General features: G+C 72.2%; 14 protein-coding genes and 1 tRNA gene. 8 read left to right on the forward strand and 7 right to left on the reverse strand.

All coding sequences use genetic code 11. From position 1 onward, the window contains the following. Nucleotides 1-21: 21 nt before the first annotated feature. Nucleotides 22-939, reverse strand: coding sequence for a LysR family transcriptional regulator (locus VQH23_RS25105; protein WP_338663397.1), 918 nt, complete (start codon nt 937-939; stop codon nt 22-24). Nucleotides 940-1,026: 87 nt separating this feature from the next. On the opposite strand from VQH23_RS25105, the gene VQH23_RS25110 reads away from it, so the two are divergent. Continuing rightward, nucleotides 1,027-2,187 carry a mandelate racemase/muconate lactonizing enzyme family protein gene (locus tag VQH23_RS25110; RefSeq protein WP_338663398.1) on the forward strand — a complete coding sequence of 387 codons (1,161 nt, stop codon included), beginning with the start codon at nt 1,027-1,029 and terminating at the stop codon, nt 2,185-2,187. A 125-nt stretch (nt 2,188-2,312) separates the two neighbouring features. Then, complete coding sequence (locus VQH23_RS25115) at nt 2,313-3,785, forward strand: heme peroxidase family protein (protein ID WP_338663399.1); 1,473 nt, start codon at nt 2,313-2,315, stop codon at nt 3,783-3,785. 21 nt (nt 3,786-3,806) lie between these two features. Here VQH23_RS25115 and VQH23_RS25120 read toward each other — a convergent pair whose 3' ends face one another. Then, entirely contained in the window at nt 3,807-4,820 is a 1,014-nt protein-coding gene (locus tag VQH23_RS25120; protein ID WP_338663400.1) for a hypothetical protein, read from the reverse strand. Between the two features lie 16 nt (nt 4,821-4,836). Continuing rightward, entirely contained in the window at nt 4,837-5,910 is a 1,074-nt protein-coding gene (locus VQH23_RS25125) for an SDR family oxidoreductase (RefSeq protein WP_338663401.1), read from the reverse strand. A gap of 101 nt (nt 5,911-6,011) precedes the next feature. On the opposite strand from VQH23_RS25125, the gene VQH23_RS25130 reads away from it, so the two are divergent. The 3 genes from VQH23_RS25130 to VQH23_RS25140 all read left to right on the forward strand — a co-directional run bounded on the left by VQH23_RS25130 (nt 6,012) and on the right by VQH23_RS25140 (nt 9,495). After that, the gene (locus VQH23_RS25130; RefSeq protein WP_338663402.1) at nt 6,012-6,389 is read left to right on the forward strand and encodes a helix-turn-helix domain-containing protein; all 378 of its coding nucleotides are present in this window, start codon (nt 6,012-6,014) and stop codon (nt 6,387-6,389) included. Between the two features lie 97 nt (nt 6,390-6,486). Beyond that, the gene (locus tag VQH23_RS25135) at nt 6,487-7,737 is read left to right on the forward strand and encodes a CaiB/BaiF CoA-transferase family protein (protein WP_338663403.1); all 1,251 of its coding nucleotides are present in this window, start codon (nt 6,487-6,489) and stop codon (nt 7,735-7,737) included. Between the two features lie 78 nt (nt 7,738-7,815). Next, nucleotides 7,816-9,495: a methyl-accepting chemotaxis protein gene (locus tag VQH23_RS25140; RefSeq protein ID WP_338663404.1), complete on the forward strand. Its 1,680-nt coding sequence runs from the start codon at nt 7,816-7,818 to the stop codon at nt 9,493-9,495. A gap of 6 nt (nt 9,496-9,501) precedes the next feature. On the opposite strand, the gene VQH23_RS25145 is transcribed toward VQH23_RS25140, so the two are convergent. The 3 genes from VQH23_RS25145 to VQH23_RS25155 form a co-directional block, all read right to left on the reverse strand. Further along, nucleotides 9,502-10,356 carry a phosphatidylcholine/phosphatidylserine synthase gene (locus VQH23_RS25145; RefSeq protein WP_338663405.1) on the reverse strand — a complete coding sequence of 285 codons (855 nt, stop codon included), beginning with the start codon at nt 10,354-10,356 and terminating at the stop codon, nt 9,502-9,504. Nucleotides 10,357-10,364: 8 nt separating this feature from the next. After that, a complete protein-coding gene (locus VQH23_RS25150) occupies nt 10,365-11,051 on the reverse strand; it encodes a phosphatidylserine decarboxylase (RefSeq protein ID WP_338663406.1) in 687 nt (228 codons plus the stop codon). Nucleotides 11,052-11,123: 72 nt separating this feature from the next. Continuing rightward, nucleotides 11,124-12,431, reverse strand: coding sequence for a LysM peptidoglycan-binding domain-containing protein (locus VQH23_RS25155; protein WP_338663407.1), 1,308 nt, complete (start codon nt 12,429-12,431; stop codon nt 11,124-11,126). Nucleotides 12,432-12,619: 188 nt separating this feature from the next. Between VQH23_RS25155 and VQH23_RS25160 the strand changes: the two genes are divergently transcribed. Together VQH23_RS25160 and VQH23_RS25165 are read left to right on the forward strand one after the other, a co-directional pair. Next, a tRNA-Pro gene (locus tag VQH23_RS25160) sits at nt 12,620-12,696 on the forward strand. 211 nt (nt 12,697-12,907) lie between these two features. Further along, nucleotides 12,908-13,663: a TorF family putative porin gene (locus VQH23_RS25165; protein ID WP_338663408.1), complete on the forward strand. Its 756-nt coding sequence runs from the start codon at nt 12,908-12,910 to the stop codon at nt 13,661-13,663. Nucleotides 13,664-13,697: 34 nt separating this feature from the next. Here VQH23_RS25165 and VQH23_RS25170 read toward each other — a convergent pair whose 3' ends face one another. Further along, nucleotides 13,698-13,883: a DUF2842 domain-containing protein gene (locus tag VQH23_RS25170; protein WP_338663409.1), complete on the reverse strand. Its 186-nt coding sequence runs from the start codon at nt 13,881-13,883 to the stop codon at nt 13,698-13,700. Between the two features lie 195 nt (nt 13,884-14,078). Here VQH23_RS25170 and VQH23_RS25175 point away from each other — a divergent pair, with 195 nt between their 5' ends. Beyond that, a complete protein-coding gene (locus VQH23_RS25175) occupies nt 14,079-14,597 on the forward strand; it encodes an adenine phosphoribosyltransferase (protein ID WP_338666160.1) in 519 nt (172 codons plus the stop codon). The last annotated feature ends 35 nt before the right edge of the window (nt 14,598-14,632 follow it).

Genomic DNA, 14,632 nt, shown 5'->3' on the forward strand with positions numbered 1-14,632 from the left:
CGCGGCGAAGGTTAGCAACGCCTATGCCAGGGGTGTGCGCGGTTTCTCCGGGCGCGTGGCGAGGGCCCAGAAGGTTTCCGCGGCGGCGCCGAGCGCCAGGGGGCGGATCACGCGGATCTCCAGCGCCACCTCCAGCGCGGCCGGGCCGGCGCGGTGCAGGGTGCCCGCCGCGAGGTCCTCCGCCACCAGGCTTTCCGGCAGCCAGGCGATGCCGCGGCCGTTGCGCGCCATGCTCCGCAGCGTGGCGGCGTGGTGGGCGGTGAAGGCTGGGGTCAGCCTTGCCGCCACCGCTTCCGGCAGCGCCGCCGCCAGAATGCGCCCGAGACCGGATTCGCGGCTGTAGGCGAGGAAGGGCAGCGCCTCCCTCCCCTCCCCTGTCCCGGGCACGATCGACGGCCCGCCCGGCGCGGCCACGGGCACCAGCCGGTCCGTGCCGACGCGGTGGGAGGGGAAGCGGCCGGGATCGAGGCGGGAGGGCGCGGCGGCATGGTGGTGGCAGAGCAGGAACTGCGCCTGGCCCGCCAGCATCAGCGCCTCGCAGGCCTGGAGGCTGTCGGAGACGAGGGAGACGGCGCCGGGCGGCGCGCCGTCCTCCAGCGCGCGCAGCCAGGCCGGGAAGAAGGTGAAGGAGAGGACGTGGGTGGCCGCGAAGCGGAGCGACGCGCGCGCGCCTTCGGCCGCGGCGCGGGCGGCGTCCCGGCCCTCCGCCACACAGCGCAGCGCCTCCGCCAGCAGCGGGCTTAGCGCCTCCCCCGCCGGGGTCAGGGCGATCGGGTGGGCGTCGCGGTCGAAGAGCGGGGTGCCCGCCCAGTCCTCCAGGGAGCGGATGCGGCGGCTGAAGGCGGGCTGGGTCACGTTCCGCAGGGCGGCGGCGCGGGAGAAGTTCCCGGTTTCCGCCAGCGCCCGGAAGTCCTCGATCTGGGAGAGGTCCAGCGTCATGCCGAACCCTTATCACGCGAGGCGCGATCGGCATTGGCCCTGCCGCCCGGCAAACGGCATCTTCCGCCCCGCAAGAAGGGGAATGCCATGCGCATCGTGGATCTGCGGGAGGTGACGGCACCGATCGCCTCCTCCATCGCCAATGCCTATATCGACTTCAGCAAGATGACGCTCTCCCTCGTCGCCGTGGTCACCGATGTGATCCGAGACGGGCGGCCGGTGGTGGGCTACGGCTTCAACTCCAACGGCCGCTACGGCCAGGGCGGGCTGATCCGGGAGCGCTTCGCGCCGCGGCTGCTGGAGGCGAAGCCGGAGAGCCTGCTGAACGACGCGGGCGACAACCTGGACCCGGACCGGATCTGGGCGGCGCTGATGAAGAACGAGAAGCCGGGCGGGCACGGGGAGCGCTCCGTCGCCGTCGGCACCATCGACATGGCGGTGTGGGACGCGGTGGCGAAGATCGCGGGGAAGCCGCTGTTCCGGCTGCTGGCGGAGCGTCACGGGCGGCAGGCGGACCCGCGCGTCTTCGTCTATGCCGCGGGCGGCTACTACTATCCGGGCAAGGGGATCGAGCAGCTGCGGGCGGAGATGCGGAGCTACCTCGACCGCGGCTACAACGTGGTGAAGATGAAGATCGGCAACGGCATTGAGGAGGACCGGCCGCGCATCGAGGGCGTGCTGAAGGAGCTGGACGGGAAGGCGCAGCTGGCGGTGGATGCCAATGGCCGCCTGAACCTCGAGGACGCGATCGCCTACGCCAAGACGCTGCGGGACTACCCGCTCTTCTGGTACGAGGAGGCGGGCGATCCGCTGGACTACAACCTGCAGGCCCAGCTCGCCGAGTTCTACCCGGCGGCCATGGCCACCGGCGAGAACCTGTTCAGCCACCAGGACGCGCGCAACCTGATCCGCTACGGCGGGATGCGGCCGGACCGGGACTGGCTGCAATTCGACTGCGCCCTCTCCTACGGCCTCTGCGAGTACCAGCGCACGCTGGAGGTGCTGAATACCGCGGGCTGGTCGCCCAGCCGCTGCATCCCCCACGGCGGGCACCAGATGTCGCTGAACATCGCGGCCGGCCTCGGGCTGGGCGGGAACGAGAGCTACCCCGACCTGTTCCAGCCCTATGGCGGCTTCCCGGACGGGGTGCGGGTGGAGGACGGGCACATCACCATGCCCGACCTTCCCGGCATCGGGTTCGAGGGCAAGTCGGACCTGATCAGGGTGATGCGCGACCTGGCGGAGTGAGCGGGTGGGGCGCCGTGCGGCGCCCCACCCCATCGCGCGGTGGATCCGGCGGGCAGGCCGAATCTGGTTGTCGGTTCCCGGAAGAAAGTGCAACGTTCCGATAACGAATCATCGGGAGGAACGACGTGACGCACCACGGCGAGCTGTACCTGCGCGACTTCGTCCCTCCCCGCTCCGTTTATCACGGGTCCGGGCGCTTCGGCCGCCTCTTCCCCGATCTCGCGCCCTTCGCGAGCCCGAGCGAGGAGTTGCGCAAGAACCTCCTGAAGCTCGGCGCCAAGGACGGGCCGATGGATCCGAAGGATCCGCTCATCCCGCCCGCCGACGCGCTCGCCTCCGCGCCGGGGAACGCCGACAACACGCTCAACCCGATGATGACGGTGGGCTTCACCTTCCTCGGCCAGTTTCTCGACCACGACATCACCTTCGACCCGACCTCGAGCTTCGAGCGGCAGCAGGACCCGGAATCCGTCTCGAACTTCCGCACGCCCTGCTTCGAGCTGGACAGCGCCTACGGCGCCGGCATCGGGGCCAGCCCCCATCTCTACGACAAGGGCAACAAGGCCCGCTTCCTGATCGAGAAGCTCGGCCCCGCCCCGGACGCGAAGGACGACCTCCCGCGCAACTCCCAGGGCGCCGCGATCATCGGGGATCCGCGCAACGACGAGAACGTCATCCTCTCCCAGATGCACCTCGCCTTCCTGAAGTTCCACAACGCCGTGGAGGCCGATATCCGGCCGCGCTTTCCCGGCACCGGCGAGCGCTTCGCCGAAGCGCAGCGGCGCGTCCGCTGGCATTACCAGTGGATCATCCTCAACCAGTACCTGCCGGCCACCGTAGGCGACGATCTGGTCGAGGACATCCTGGAGAACGGCCGGCGGTACTACAACTGGCGCGAGGAGCCCTTCATACCCGCCGAGTTCTCCGTGGCCGCCTACCGCTTCGGCCACAGCCAGATCCGCCCGGGCTACAAGCCCAACCCCGACCTCCAGGCCGCGATCTTCGACGCGCGCTTCGGGCAGGTGGTGGACGGGCAGGTGGTGACGGACCTGCGCGGCGGCCTCCGCGAGCCGAACCGCTTCGTTAACTGGAACATCTTCTTCGATTTCGGCGACGGCTCGGTGAAGCGGAACAAGCTCATCGACACGACGATCTCCACCCCGCTCTTCACCCTGCCGTTCGACGCACCCGGCAACCCGACGGCCGAGGAGCCGCCCGCAACCCTCGCCGGGCGGAACCTTCTGCGGCACCTCACCTTCAGCCTGCCCTGCGGCCAGGACGTGGCCCGCGCCATGGGCGAGGAGCCGCTGGCGAAGGGGGACTTCGCCCCTGCGGTCCAGGCGCTGAAGATGGCCGAGCGGACGCCCCTCTGGTTCTACATCCTGCAGGAGGCAAAAACGCGTGAGGCCGGCAAGCGGCTCGGGCCTGTCGGCGGCCGCATCGTCGCGGAGGTCTTCATCGGGCTGCTGCAGGGGGACCGGAAATCCTACCTGCGCCAGCACCCGAAGTGGCGGCCCGAATACGCCAGCCACGGCGTCTTCGAGATGCAGGAGCTTCTCCACATGGCCGGGATGCCCGGCACCCGGGCCCGCCCCTAGGGCGGCCCCGGGGCTCCTTCCTCAAGCCGCGGGGCTTGGCCGTTCCGTCGCGAGCTCCGGCAGCAACCGGTTGATGACGCTGTAGTTCGCGGCGGTCCAGAATTCCGATCCCTCGCCGGCGAGGCGTGCTTCCGATTCATCGATGGCGGCGTGGTCGGCGCTGACGAGGTAGTCCTCCACGTCGTTCACCGATGCGAAGGCGAGGATCGACACCGCGTCGATCTTGCTGCCCTCCGGGTCCTTCTGCGTGGAGCCGATGTTGTGGAGCTGGGCGTAGCGGCACACGAACTCATGCGTTGCGGGCCGGGAGAGCACGAGCTCGGCGTGCTCTCCCACCAGCCGTTGCTGAAACCCCTCCCGGCTCAGCTCCGGCCGGCGGACATGGATGCGGACGAGGCTGATCGGGTCGCGGTGCCGCGCGCTGGGGATCAGGATGTGCTCGCGCGCGATCTCGCGGGTGACCATGCGGAACGCCACCTTCTCATCGGCGATGATGCGCTTCGCAAACTTCTCCTGCCCGAGCGTGCTCTGGATATCCGCTTCCTCGCCATAGACGATGTAGGCCAGCCCGTCCCAGCGCGGGCGGCCGAAGGCCGGCACGCGCGCCTCGGGATCGGAGACGAGGCGCCCGTCCACCTCCGTCATTGCGCGGTAGGGCGGGCGGAAGAAGGAGGACGGGCCGGAGGCGATGCGGTGCAGCTGATCGTAGCGCAGTACGAGCTCGGAGGTGCTGCCCGGCTCGTCATAGGCGAATTTCGGCCCGTGGACCTTCCGCCAGTACTCGTCCCAGTGCTCGAAGGCGAGGTTGGGGTTCGGCTCGATGGCGAGCGCGTCCGGATGGCGGTCGGGGCGCGACACCTCCTTCCCGTCGCGCCCCTTGCCGGAGCCCTCGTCGCGCGGGCGCTCGCCGGGGGGCGTGCTGTCCACCCGGCTGACGAAGGTCGGCGTCACGATCAGCGGCCGCGTCGTCGACCGGAAGTGCTCCCGCAAGGGCGGGCGGTGGAGGTTGTCGCTGCGCGAGAAGTCGGTGGCCATGGGGGGTCTCCCGGCTTCAGGGAATGAGGCGGTCGGCGCGGAGCTGCGCGAAGAGGTCGAAGAACGCGTCATCCGTCGGCTGGTAGGCCGTGAAGCCGAGGCGGCGGCTCTTGCTCATATCCGTCACCACCTCGATCGGCCGGCCCAGATCGGCGTCGGTGTGCCAGGGCGAGGCCAGGCGGGCGAGATCGGGCTCGGCCAACCCTTCGCGCTCCGCGATGCGGCGCCAGGTCTCGGCGTCGCCCGCCATCTGCTGCTCCAGCGGGCGCACGGTGCCGTCGAAGGGCGCGGGCTCCAGCCCGAACCACTCGGCGATGCGGCTCCACATCCAGCTCCAGCGGAAGACGTCGCCGTTCACGACGTTGAAGGCCTCGTTCTGCGCGGCGGGCGTCGTCGCGGCCCAGAGGAGCTGGCGGGCGAGGAGGCGGGCGTCGGTCATGTCCGTCAGCCCGTGCCACTGGGCGGCGGAACCGGGGAAGCGGAAGGGCCGCCCCGTCTCGCGGCAGAGCGTGGCGTAGACGGCCAGGGTGGTCCCCATGTTCATCGCGTTGCCCACGGCCTTGCCGATCACCGTGTGCGGCCGGTGGACGCTCCAGGTGAAGCCGTCGCGCGCCGCGGCGGCGAAGACCTCGTCCTCCTGGGCGTAGTAGAAGTTCTCCACGTCCAGCCGGCCCTGCTCCTCGCGGAACGGGGTCTGGGGCAGCGTGCCCTTCCCGTAGGCCTCGAACGGGCCGAGGTAGTGCTTCAGGCCGGTGACGAGGGCGACGTGGCCGGCGCCGCCGGCGGGGCGCAGCCCGTCCAGCAGATTCCGCACCATCGCGGCGTTGACGCGGATGTTCTCCGCCTCGCTGTCCTGGCGCAGCCAGGTGGTGATGAAGACCGCGTCCGGGCGCAGCCCCGCCAGGGCCGCCGCGGTCGCCTTCGCGTCCTGGAGGTCGGCCGCGACAGGCAGGATGCCGGAGGTCCCGCCGGCCTGCCGGCCCGGGCGCCGCGCCAGGCCGTGCACCGTCCAGCCTTCCTCCAGCAGGAGCGCGGCCGTGGCGCTGCCGACGATCCCGCTCGCCCCGACCACGAGTGCCGTGCCCTTCATCTCAGTCTCCACTTTGGTTCAGGGGCGGGAACTGGGCGGTGCTTGGCAGGGCGTCCAGACGGCACCAAATCGGGACATAGGAACCCGGAGGTAACCACCCCATGCGCCCTGGCAGTCCGGAAGACGAGTGGCGGGAGGACTGCGCGCCCCGCCGCGTGCTGGCGCTGTTCACGACGAAGTGGACGAGCATGGTCCTGCACACGCTGCACGCCCGGCACGGGGGCGCGGCGCGGACGGGCGTGCTCCAGCGCAGCCTGCCCGGGATTTCCAAGAAGATGCTGACCCAGACCTTGCGGGAGATGGAGGGCAGCGGCCTTCTCACCCGTCACGTCCAGGGCACGGTGCCGCCCGCCGTGGAGTACCGGCTGACCGCGCTCGGGCAGCGCTTCGTCGAACCGGTGGAGCTGCTCTACGCCTGGGGGCGGGACAACCCGGACGCGCTGGACCAGCTCGGGGACCGCCCCACGGCCCGGCGCTGAAAGGCCGGAAAGGCGGGGGATCGCCCATGACGGAGACGCGGCCCCGGCTTGAGCCGGGCGGCCCATGGGGGCAGAACGGGGCCACGGAGGACGAACCATGACCGATGCCCTGCCCATCACGGAGAACGGCCCCGCCCCCGCGGACACACGGCCGGGCGTCAGCGCGGGCGCGCTGGCGGGCATCCGCGTGGTCGACCTCACCCGCGTCCTCGGCGGGCCCTACTGCACCATGATCCTCTCCGACCACGGGGCGGAGGTGATCAAGATCGAGCCGCCCCAGGGCGACGAGGTGCGCGCCTGGGGCCCGCCCTTCCAGGACGGCATCGCCAGCTACTTCCTCGGCGTGAACCGCAACAAGCGGAGCATCGCCCTCGACCTCTCCAAGCCCGAGGGGCGCGAGGTGCTGCTGCGCCTGCTGGATGGCGCGGACGTGCTGATCGAGAACTATAAGCCCGGCAGCATGGAGAAGTGGGGGATCGGCTACGACACCCTTTCCCAGAAGTTCCCGCGGCTGGTGCACTGCCGCGTCTCCGGCTTCGGGGCGGAGGGACCGCTGGGCGGGCTGCCCGGCTACGACGCCATCGTGCAGGCCATGGTCGGGCTGATGTCCATCAACGGGGAGCCGGGCAGCGGGCCGCTGCGGATGGGCACGCCGGTGGTGGACCTCGCCACCGGGCTCTACTCCACCATCGGAATCCTGATGGCGTTGCAGGAGCGGGAGCGCTCCGGCCACGGGCAGTACGTGGACATGACGCTGCACGATTGCGGCATGGCGCTGCTGCACCCGCAGGCGGCCAACCACTTCCTGAACGGGAAGCGCCCGGCGGCCACGGGGAACCCGCACCCGAACATCTCGCCCTACTCCAAGTTCCGCACCGCGACCTGCGAAATCTTCGTGGCCTGCGGGAACGAGCCGGCCTGGCGGAAGTTCTGCGCCTTCCTCGGCCTGGACGAGCTGGCGAAGGACCCGCGCTTCGCGAGCAATGGCGACCGCGTGGTGAACCGCGGCGATCTCAACACCATCCTGGAGGCGCGGCTGGCCACCGAGGACGGGCACGCGCTGTGCGACCGCATGCTGAAGGCCGGCCTGCCCGCCGGCCCCGTGCTGTTCGTGGACGAGGCGGTGGCGGCGCCGCACACGGCCGCGCGCAACATGGTGGCGGAGATCGGCGAGTTCCGCGCGCTGAACACGCCGATCAAGCTCTCCCGCACGCCGGGCGGCGCGCGCGCGGTGCCGCCGCGCTTCAACGAGCACGGGGACGCCGTGCTGGCGGCGGCCGGCTACTCGGAGGAAGAGATCGCGGCACTGAAGGAGAAGGGCATCCTGGTGGAGACGCCGCGCGGCTAGTTCCGCGGCCTCAACGGAATCTTCAGCGGTGGCGGCGAGAGTGGCGGCTTTCCAGGCCGCAGGAGGAACCGCGCCGCCATGTCGCTCCGCTCCCTTTCCATCCGTGGGAAGCTGATCGCCGCCTTTGGGCTGATGCTCGCCCTCGTCGTGACGCTGGGCGGGCTCTCGCTCCTCCAGCTCCACCGCGTCCAGGGCAACGTACGGGACCTCCGCGACAACTGGCTGCCCTCGGTGGAGGCGCTGGGCGACGTGAAGCTGCTCTACTCGCGGGAGCGCACGCGGGCCGCGCGCACCATGGGGACCACCGACCCGGCCGACCGCCGCGCCTCGCAGGCCGAGTACGAGCGCGCCCGGCCCGAGCTGGAGGCGGCGCTGCGCCGTTACGAGCCGCTGGTCTCCTCCGCGGAGGAGCGCGCGCTGCTCGCGAGCTTCCGGGCGGATTACCGGGTGTACTCGGATTACGTCGCGGGGCTGATGGCCGCCCCGCCGGGCGCGGCGGCCGTCATGACCGCGTTCAACGGCGAATCCGTCCGCCTCTGGCGCAAGGCGCTAGAGGCGCTGGACAAGGCCACCGCCCTCAACAAGGCCGGCGCTGCCGGGGCCTCGGAAACGTCGGAGGCAACGTTCCGACAGGCGCAATGGCTGATCACCTGCACGATCCTGGCGGCCGTGCTGGCGAGCCTGCTCTGCGTCGTCTGGCTCGCCCGCAACGTCGGCGGCGGGATCCGGGGCCTCTCGGCCAGCATGCTGCGGCTGGCGCGGCGCGACTACGGGTTCAAGCTGCCGGAAGCTTCCCGCCGCGACGAGATCGGCGACATGGCGCGCGCCGTGGCCACCTGCCGCGACGGGCTGCGCGAGGCGGACCGCCTCTCGGCCGAGGGCGCGGCGGAGGCCGGGGCAAAGGCCGCGCGCGGGGAGCGGGTGGACGCGCTGCTGCGGGGCTTCGAGGCCGAGGCCGCGGAGGTGCTGCGGGGCGTCGCCTCCGCCGCGACGGAGCTGGACGCGACGGCCGGCGAGATGGCCGGCACGGCCCGGGACGGGGTGGAGCGCGCCACCTCCGTCGCCGCCGCGGCCGAGGAGGCGAGCGCGAACGTGCAGACCGTGGCGGCCTCCGCCGAGGAGCTGGCGGCCTCGATCGCCGAGATCTCCCGCCAGGTGACGAGCTCCGCCGAGGTGGCGCGGCGCGCCGCCGGGGATGCGCGGGCCACGGACGGCGCCGTGCAGGGCCTCTCCGAGGCGGCGCGCAGCATCGGCGACGTGGTGCGGCTGATCAGCGACATCGCCGGCCAGACGAACCTGCTGGCGCTGAACGCGACGATCGAGGCCGCCCGCGCGGGCGAGGCCGGGCGCGGCTTCGCGGTGGTGGCGAGCGAGGTGAAGACCCTGGCGGCCCAGACCGCCAAGGCCACCGAGCAGATCGGCAGCCAGATCGCGGCGATGCAGGGCGAGACGGAGCGGGCGGTTCAGGCGATCGGCGGCATCGTGCGGACGATCGAAGAGATGAACGGCATCACTACCCAGGTGGCGGCGGCGGCCGAGCAGCAGAGCGCGGCCACCCGGGAGATCGGGCGCGCCGTGGCGGAGGCGGCGGCGGGCACGCAGGACGTGTCCCGCCACACCGCGGGGGTCACGGAAGGGGCCGAGCGGACGGGGGCCGCGGCGTCCCAGCTCCGCTCCGCCTCCGCCGGGCTCTCCGGCCAGGCCGAAATGCTGCGGCAGCGGGTGGACACGTTCCTCGCGCAGATCCGGGCGGCCTGAGGCCGCTCAGGTGGCGGGGGCTTCGGCCTCCGCCCCTGCCTCGGCCATCCGCCGAGCCGCCTCCGCCCGCAGGCGGTGGTAGGAGCGCAGCGAGAGCGGGATCATGATGCCGTAGAGAATGCCCGCCGCGGCCAGCGCCGCCCAGGGCTCCGCCACCAGCAGCGCGGCGTAGGAGGCGGCACCGAGCAGCAGGGGCAGCACCACGCGGCTCGGCACCTTGAAGTTCTTGAACGACCAGGTGGGCAGGGTGCTGACGAGCAGCCCCGCGACCAGCACCAGCACGACGGCCGCGAAGACGGGGTGGCGAAGGGCGTGCGCCGTCCCGCTCAGCCCCCAGCCCTCGAAGGCGAGGGAGGCGAAGATCGGGAAAAGGGCCAGCCCGGCGCCCGCCGGCGCGGGCACGCCGGTGAAGAAACCCGCCGGGCGCGGGACGGATCCGGGCGCCACGGGGGCGTCAATGGCCGCGTTGAAGCGGGCCAGGCGCAGCGCCATGCAGGCCGCGAAGAGGAGGCAGGGGATGAAGCCGAAGCCGCGCGCCTCATGGAGCGTCCAGAGATAGAGGATGAAGGCGGGCGCGACGCCGAAGCAGAGGAAGTCCGAGAGGCTGTCGAACTCCGCCCCGAAGCGGGAGGTGGCCTGGAGGAGGCGGGCTAGGCGGCCGTCCAGCCCGTCGATGAAGGTGGCGACGACGATGAGGGTCACCGCCGGCTCCCACCGTCCATCCATGGCGAAGCGGATTGCCGTCATGCCCGCGCAGAGGCCGAGCATGGTGAGGATGTTCGGCAGCAGCCGGTTGAAGGAGAGCCCGGGCAGGCGCGGCCGGCGCTGGCGCGCGAGGCGGAAGCGGCGGATCTCGGCCATGCCGCGCCTCAGGCGCCGGTCGGGCGGGAGAGGTCGGCGAGGACCGTCTCGCCGCCGATGGTGGTCTGGCCGACCTCCACGAGCGGGCGGACGCCCTCCGGCAGATAGAGATCGGTGCGGCTGCCGAAGCGGATGATGCCGAAGCGGTCGCCGGCGCGCACGCGGCTGCCCTCCCGCACGTCGCAGAGGATGCGGCGGGCGATGAGGCCGGCGATCTGCACCACGGCGATGTCGCGCCCGTCCTCCATGCGGATGGCCAGGGCGTTGCGCTCGTTGTCCGTGCTCGCCTTGTCCAGCGACGCGTTGACGAAGGCGCCGTGGCGATAGGCCACGCGGGTGACGGTGCCGTCGATCGGCACGCGGTTCACGTGCACGTCCAGCACGGAGAGGAAGATCGCCACGCGCCAGCGCGGCGCGGGGCCGAGGCCCAGCTCCTCCGGTGGCACGGCGGGCTCCACGGAAACGATGTGGCCGTCCGCCGGCGCGATGAAGAGGCCGGGGCGGGCGGGCGTCACGCGCTCGGGGTCGCGGAAGAAGTAGAGGCAGAAGGCGGTGAAGGCCGCGCCCAGCCAGAAGAGCCAGCTCCCGAGGATGGCGCCGCCCAGAACCGCCACCGCGGCGCCGCCGATCAGGAAGGGCCGGCCCGCCGGGTGCGGGGGGGAGAGGACGAGGCGCAGGCTGTGCCCGAGAGACATGGCGATCCGCGGAAAAATGAAGGTCCGGTTATGGTTGTTCGAACCCAGCCGGACAACCCGTCACCGATTCCCTCAACGCGCTTCCGGCACGGCGAAGACCTGGCCGGGGTAGATGCGGGCGGGGTTCCGGATGCGTGCCTGGTTCGCCCGGAAGATGACGGTGTAGCGGATGCCGCGCCCATAGGCATCGCGCGCGATGCGCCAGAGATTGTGCCCGGGCTGCACCACCACCCGCCCATCCCGCACCAGCCCGGCCGGCAGGGATTCCCGCTGGAACGCCACCTCGATGCGCCCGGCCACCGGGCCACCCGCCTCGGCCGCCCCGGCGCCGAGCTGGTCCACCCGCAGCGTGTGGCGGCCCACAGGGGGCGCTTCCGCCGGGGTCAGGCTCCAGCGGCCGGTGGGATCGGCGCTGGCGTCGCCGAGGTGCCGGTCGTCGGCGTAGACGCGCAGCCTCGCGCCGGGCGGGGCGGTGCCGGCGAAGCGCATGGTGTTGCTGTCATCGTAATCCACCACGTCCAGTCCCAGCACGGCGCCCGAAGCATCCCTGGAGGGAGCGGCGAGCGGGCGGGGTGCCGCTTCCGCCGTGGGAGGCAGGAGGAGGACGAGGGGCTGCTCTGCCCCTGGGGCGGCCTCGGCCATCCGGCCGCCCGCGCCTTCCGTGCCGGCCCTGGCCACCCCTGGCCGGTCCTGGGCCGGTGCGGTTCCGGCCCGCTCCTGGTGGGCCGCGCCGGCGGCCTGCGTCCCGGCCTCCCGGGACGTGGCGGCGGAAGCCCGGGCATCGCGCGGCGGCGCGACGGTCCCGCGCTCCGGCGCGGCCGTGGCCTCCCGGGGCGGGGCCTGGGCGAGCTGCGGCTCGGCGGCGGGTCCGACGACGAGCACCGTGTCCGGCCCCGCCACCTCCTCGCCCCCGGACAGCCGCGCGCGCAAGGACAGCTCCCGCGCGCCGGCGCCCAGCGGCTCGGCGGGCAGGATCACCCACTCGCCGCGCGGGTCGGCGCGGGACCGGCCGATCTCGCGGCCGCCCTCCAGAAGGATCACCTCGGCCCCCGGAGCGGCGCGGCCGGCGACCACCACGGTGCCCCGGGCGCCCATCCGCACCACGTCGAAGCGCGGCGGCTCGGCGGTGCGGGCCTCCGCGCCGGCCGGGACCTGGCGGGCCGTGGGCTGGCGCCCCTCCGGTGCGGGGGTGGCGGGACGGCCTTGCGGCGGGGCATCGCGCTGCGGCGCCTCCGCCAGGGGCGGTGCGGAGGTGGCCGGGCCAGCAGGACGGGGCAGCGGCGCCGGGCGGTCCCGCAGCCCGTAGAAGGCCGCGGCCGCCAGGGCACCGGCCAGGATCGCCGAGCCGCCGGCGACTCGCAGCCGCGATGCGTCTGTCATGAGGACGTAACTACGTCCGCCAGGGCCTGCATCACAAGGGCGCGCATGGTGCGCCGGGCGCGGTCCCGCAAGGGCCGGCCGCGCACGGCCCGGCCCGCCCCGGGGGACGCCGGCGAAAAGAGCGGCCGGGGTGGCCTTGCCGTCCCCACAGGGGGGCGCTATACGCCGCCGCCCGGACGCCGTCATGACGGAGCGTAGCTCAGCCTGGTAGAGCACTGTGTTCGGGACGCAGGGGCCGGAGGTTCGAATCCTCTCGCTCCGACCAATGACGGCTCCGAAGCCCCGCATGGCCCCGCCATGCGGGGCTTTTCCGTTCGGTGCCGGACCTGGCCTCGCCGGACCGCGTGGCGAAACGGCCACAGATGCATGACGCCGGCGTGACAGGTGGGCGCTTTTACGCGATCTCACATATCGGTTGGCACGCCCCTCGCAATAGACCCCGGCGCCACGCCATCGCGTGAGGGGGATATGAGATCATGACGACCAGGATCGCAGCCGCGGCGACACTCGCGCTGGGCCTGACCTTCGCCGCCGGCACCGCCGGCGCCTTCGAGATCGAGAGCGCCGGGCTGACCGTCGGCGTCACGCCGACCGTCTCGTCCGACTACCTGTTCCGCGGCGTCAGCCAGACCCGGAACCGCCCGGCGGTGCAGGGCACGATCGACATCCAGCACACCACCGGCCTCTATGTCGGCGCCTTCGCCTCCAACGTCACCTTCCTCGGCACCAATGCCCGGCAGGAAATCGACGCGCTGGCGGGCTGGCGGACCACCTTCGCCGGCGTCAGCCTCGACATCGGCGGCATCGCCTACACCTACCCCGGCTACGACAACGCCCCGGGCGCCTACGACCTGCAGTACTTCGAGCTGGCGGCGAAGGCGAGCTACGAGATCCCGAACCTGCCGGTGCCGGTGAAGGTTCTGGGCGCCTTCAACTGGTCGCCGAACTACCAGCTGGAGAGCGGCGACAGCTTCTACGTCGAGGGCGGCGTGGAAATCGGCCTGCCCTACAATTTCACGCTCGCGGGCCGCGCGGGCTACCAGTGGATCCAGAACAACACGCGCTGGGGATCGCCCGATTTCGCGAACTGGAACGTGACGCTGTCCTACAAGTTCTCGGACTTCGTGCTCACGGCCGGCTACTACGACACGAATCTGAGCAGGAGCGAGTGCTTCGGCAGCCAGAAGATCTGCGAGGCGCGCGCGATGGTCTTCCTCAGCCGCACCTTCTGAGGGAGATGGACTGAGGGGAACGGGCGGCGCGCGGCTACTTCCGCGCCGCCCAGATCATGAGGCGGCTGGCCGGCCAGGCCCAGAAGACCCCGGCCACCGTGAAGTAGAGCAGCTGGGCGGCCCAGTGGCGCGGCACGAGGTCGGCCAGCGCCACCGCCGCCCCGATATAGAGCAGGAAGCCCAGGATTCCGCCGATGACGGCCACGGGGACGCGCGACATGCGGGTTCCCTGCCGCAATCCGGCCCGCGCGCCAAGCCCTCTCCGCCGCGCCCGGGTTTGCCAGCCAGGTTTGCCAGCCAGGTTTGATCCACGGCCCCGCGCCGGCCTATGACGCAGGCCCATCCCGAGACGGAGCCCCGCGCGATGACCGACAGCCCCGCCGAAGCCACCCCTTCCATGGCGCCCGCAGCTGGGATCGACCTGCGGCAGCACATCCGGGGCATCCCGGATTTCCCCAAGCCCGGCATCCTCTTCTACGACATCTCCACCCTGCTGCGGCACGGCCCGGCCTGGAAGGAGGCGATGCGCCAGCTCGCCGAGATCGTGCGCCCGCACCGCCCCACCGTGCTGGCGGGGATCGAGAGCCGCGGCTTCCTGGTCGCGGCGCCGCTGGCGCTGGAGCTGGGCCTGGGCTTTGTCATGCTGCGCAAGCGCGGCAAGCTGCCGGGCGCCATCATCGGGCTGAACTACGCGCTGGAGTACGGCACGGACCGGATCGAGATGCAGGCGGACGCGGTGAAGCCGGGTGATCGCGTGGTGATCCTGGACGACCTGCTGGCCACGGGCGGCACGCTGGCCGCCTGCATCGCCCTGCTCCGCCAGGCAGGGGCGGAGGTGCCGGCCGCGGCGGCCCTGATCGAACTCACTGCCCTCAATGGCCGCGCCCGTCTCGGCGGCACCGCCTTCGAATCGCTGATCGCCTACGAGGACTGACGCGCTGCTGCCACAATCCCGCCCCAGGCGCGGGC

Origin of the sequence: Pararoseomonas sp. SCSIO 73927, from assembly GCF_037040815.1 — a bacterium.
In the GTDB taxonomy this organism is placed as follows: domain Bacteria; phylum Pseudomonadota; class Alphaproteobacteria; order Acetobacterales; family Acetobacteraceae; genus Roseomonas.

Excerpts from the sequence above, each read along its gene's own strand:
- VQH23_RS25130 (WP_338663402.1), top strand. The coding sequence starts at position 6,012 with ATGCGCCCTGGCAGTCCGGAAGACGAGTGGCGGGAGGACTGCGCGCCC.
- VQH23_RS25165 (WP_338663408.1), top strand. The coding sequence starts at position 12,908 with ATGACGACCAGGATCGCAGCCGCGGCGACACTCGCGCTGGGCCTGACC.
- VQH23_RS25120 (WP_338663400.1), bottom strand. The coding sequence starts at position 4,820 with ATGGCCACCGACTTCTCGCGCAGCGACAACCTCCACCGCCCGCCCTTG.
- VQH23_RS25110 (WP_338663398.1), top strand. The coding sequence starts at position 1,027 with ATGCGCATCGTGGATCTGCGGGAGGTGACGGCACCGATCGCCTCCTCC.
- VQH23_RS25125 (WP_338663401.1), bottom strand. The coding sequence starts at position 5,910 with ATGAAGGGCACGGCACTCGTGGTCGGGGCGAGCGGGATCGTCGGCAGC.
- VQH23_RS25170 (WP_338663409.1), bottom strand. The coding sequence starts at position 13,883 with ATGTCGCGCGTCCCCGTGGCCGTCATCGGCGGAATCCTGGGCTTCCTG.
- VQH23_RS25140 (WP_338663404.1), top strand. The coding sequence starts at position 7,816 with ATGTCGCTCCGCTCCCTTTCCATCCGTGGGAAGCTGATCGCCGCCTTT.
- VQH23_RS25145 (WP_338663405.1), bottom strand. The coding sequence starts at position 10,356 with ATGGCCGAGATCCGCCGCTTCCGCCTCGCGCGCCAGCGCCGGCCGCGC.
- VQH23_RS25105 (WP_338663397.1), bottom strand. The coding sequence starts at position 939 with ATGACGCTGGACCTCTCCCAGATCGAGGACTTCCGGGCGCTGGCGGAA.
- VQH23_RS25135 (WP_338663403.1), top strand. The coding sequence starts at position 6,487 with ATGACCGATGCCCTGCCCATCACGGAGAACGGCCCCGCCCCCGCGGAC.
- VQH23_RS25155 (WP_338663407.1), bottom strand. The coding sequence starts at position 12,431 with ATGACAGACGCATCGCGGCTGCGAGTCGCCGGCGGCTCGGCGATCCTG.
- VQH23_RS25150 (WP_338663406.1), bottom strand. The coding sequence starts at position 11,051 with ATGTCTCTCGGGCACAGCCTGCGCCTCGTCCTCTCCCCCCCGCACCCG.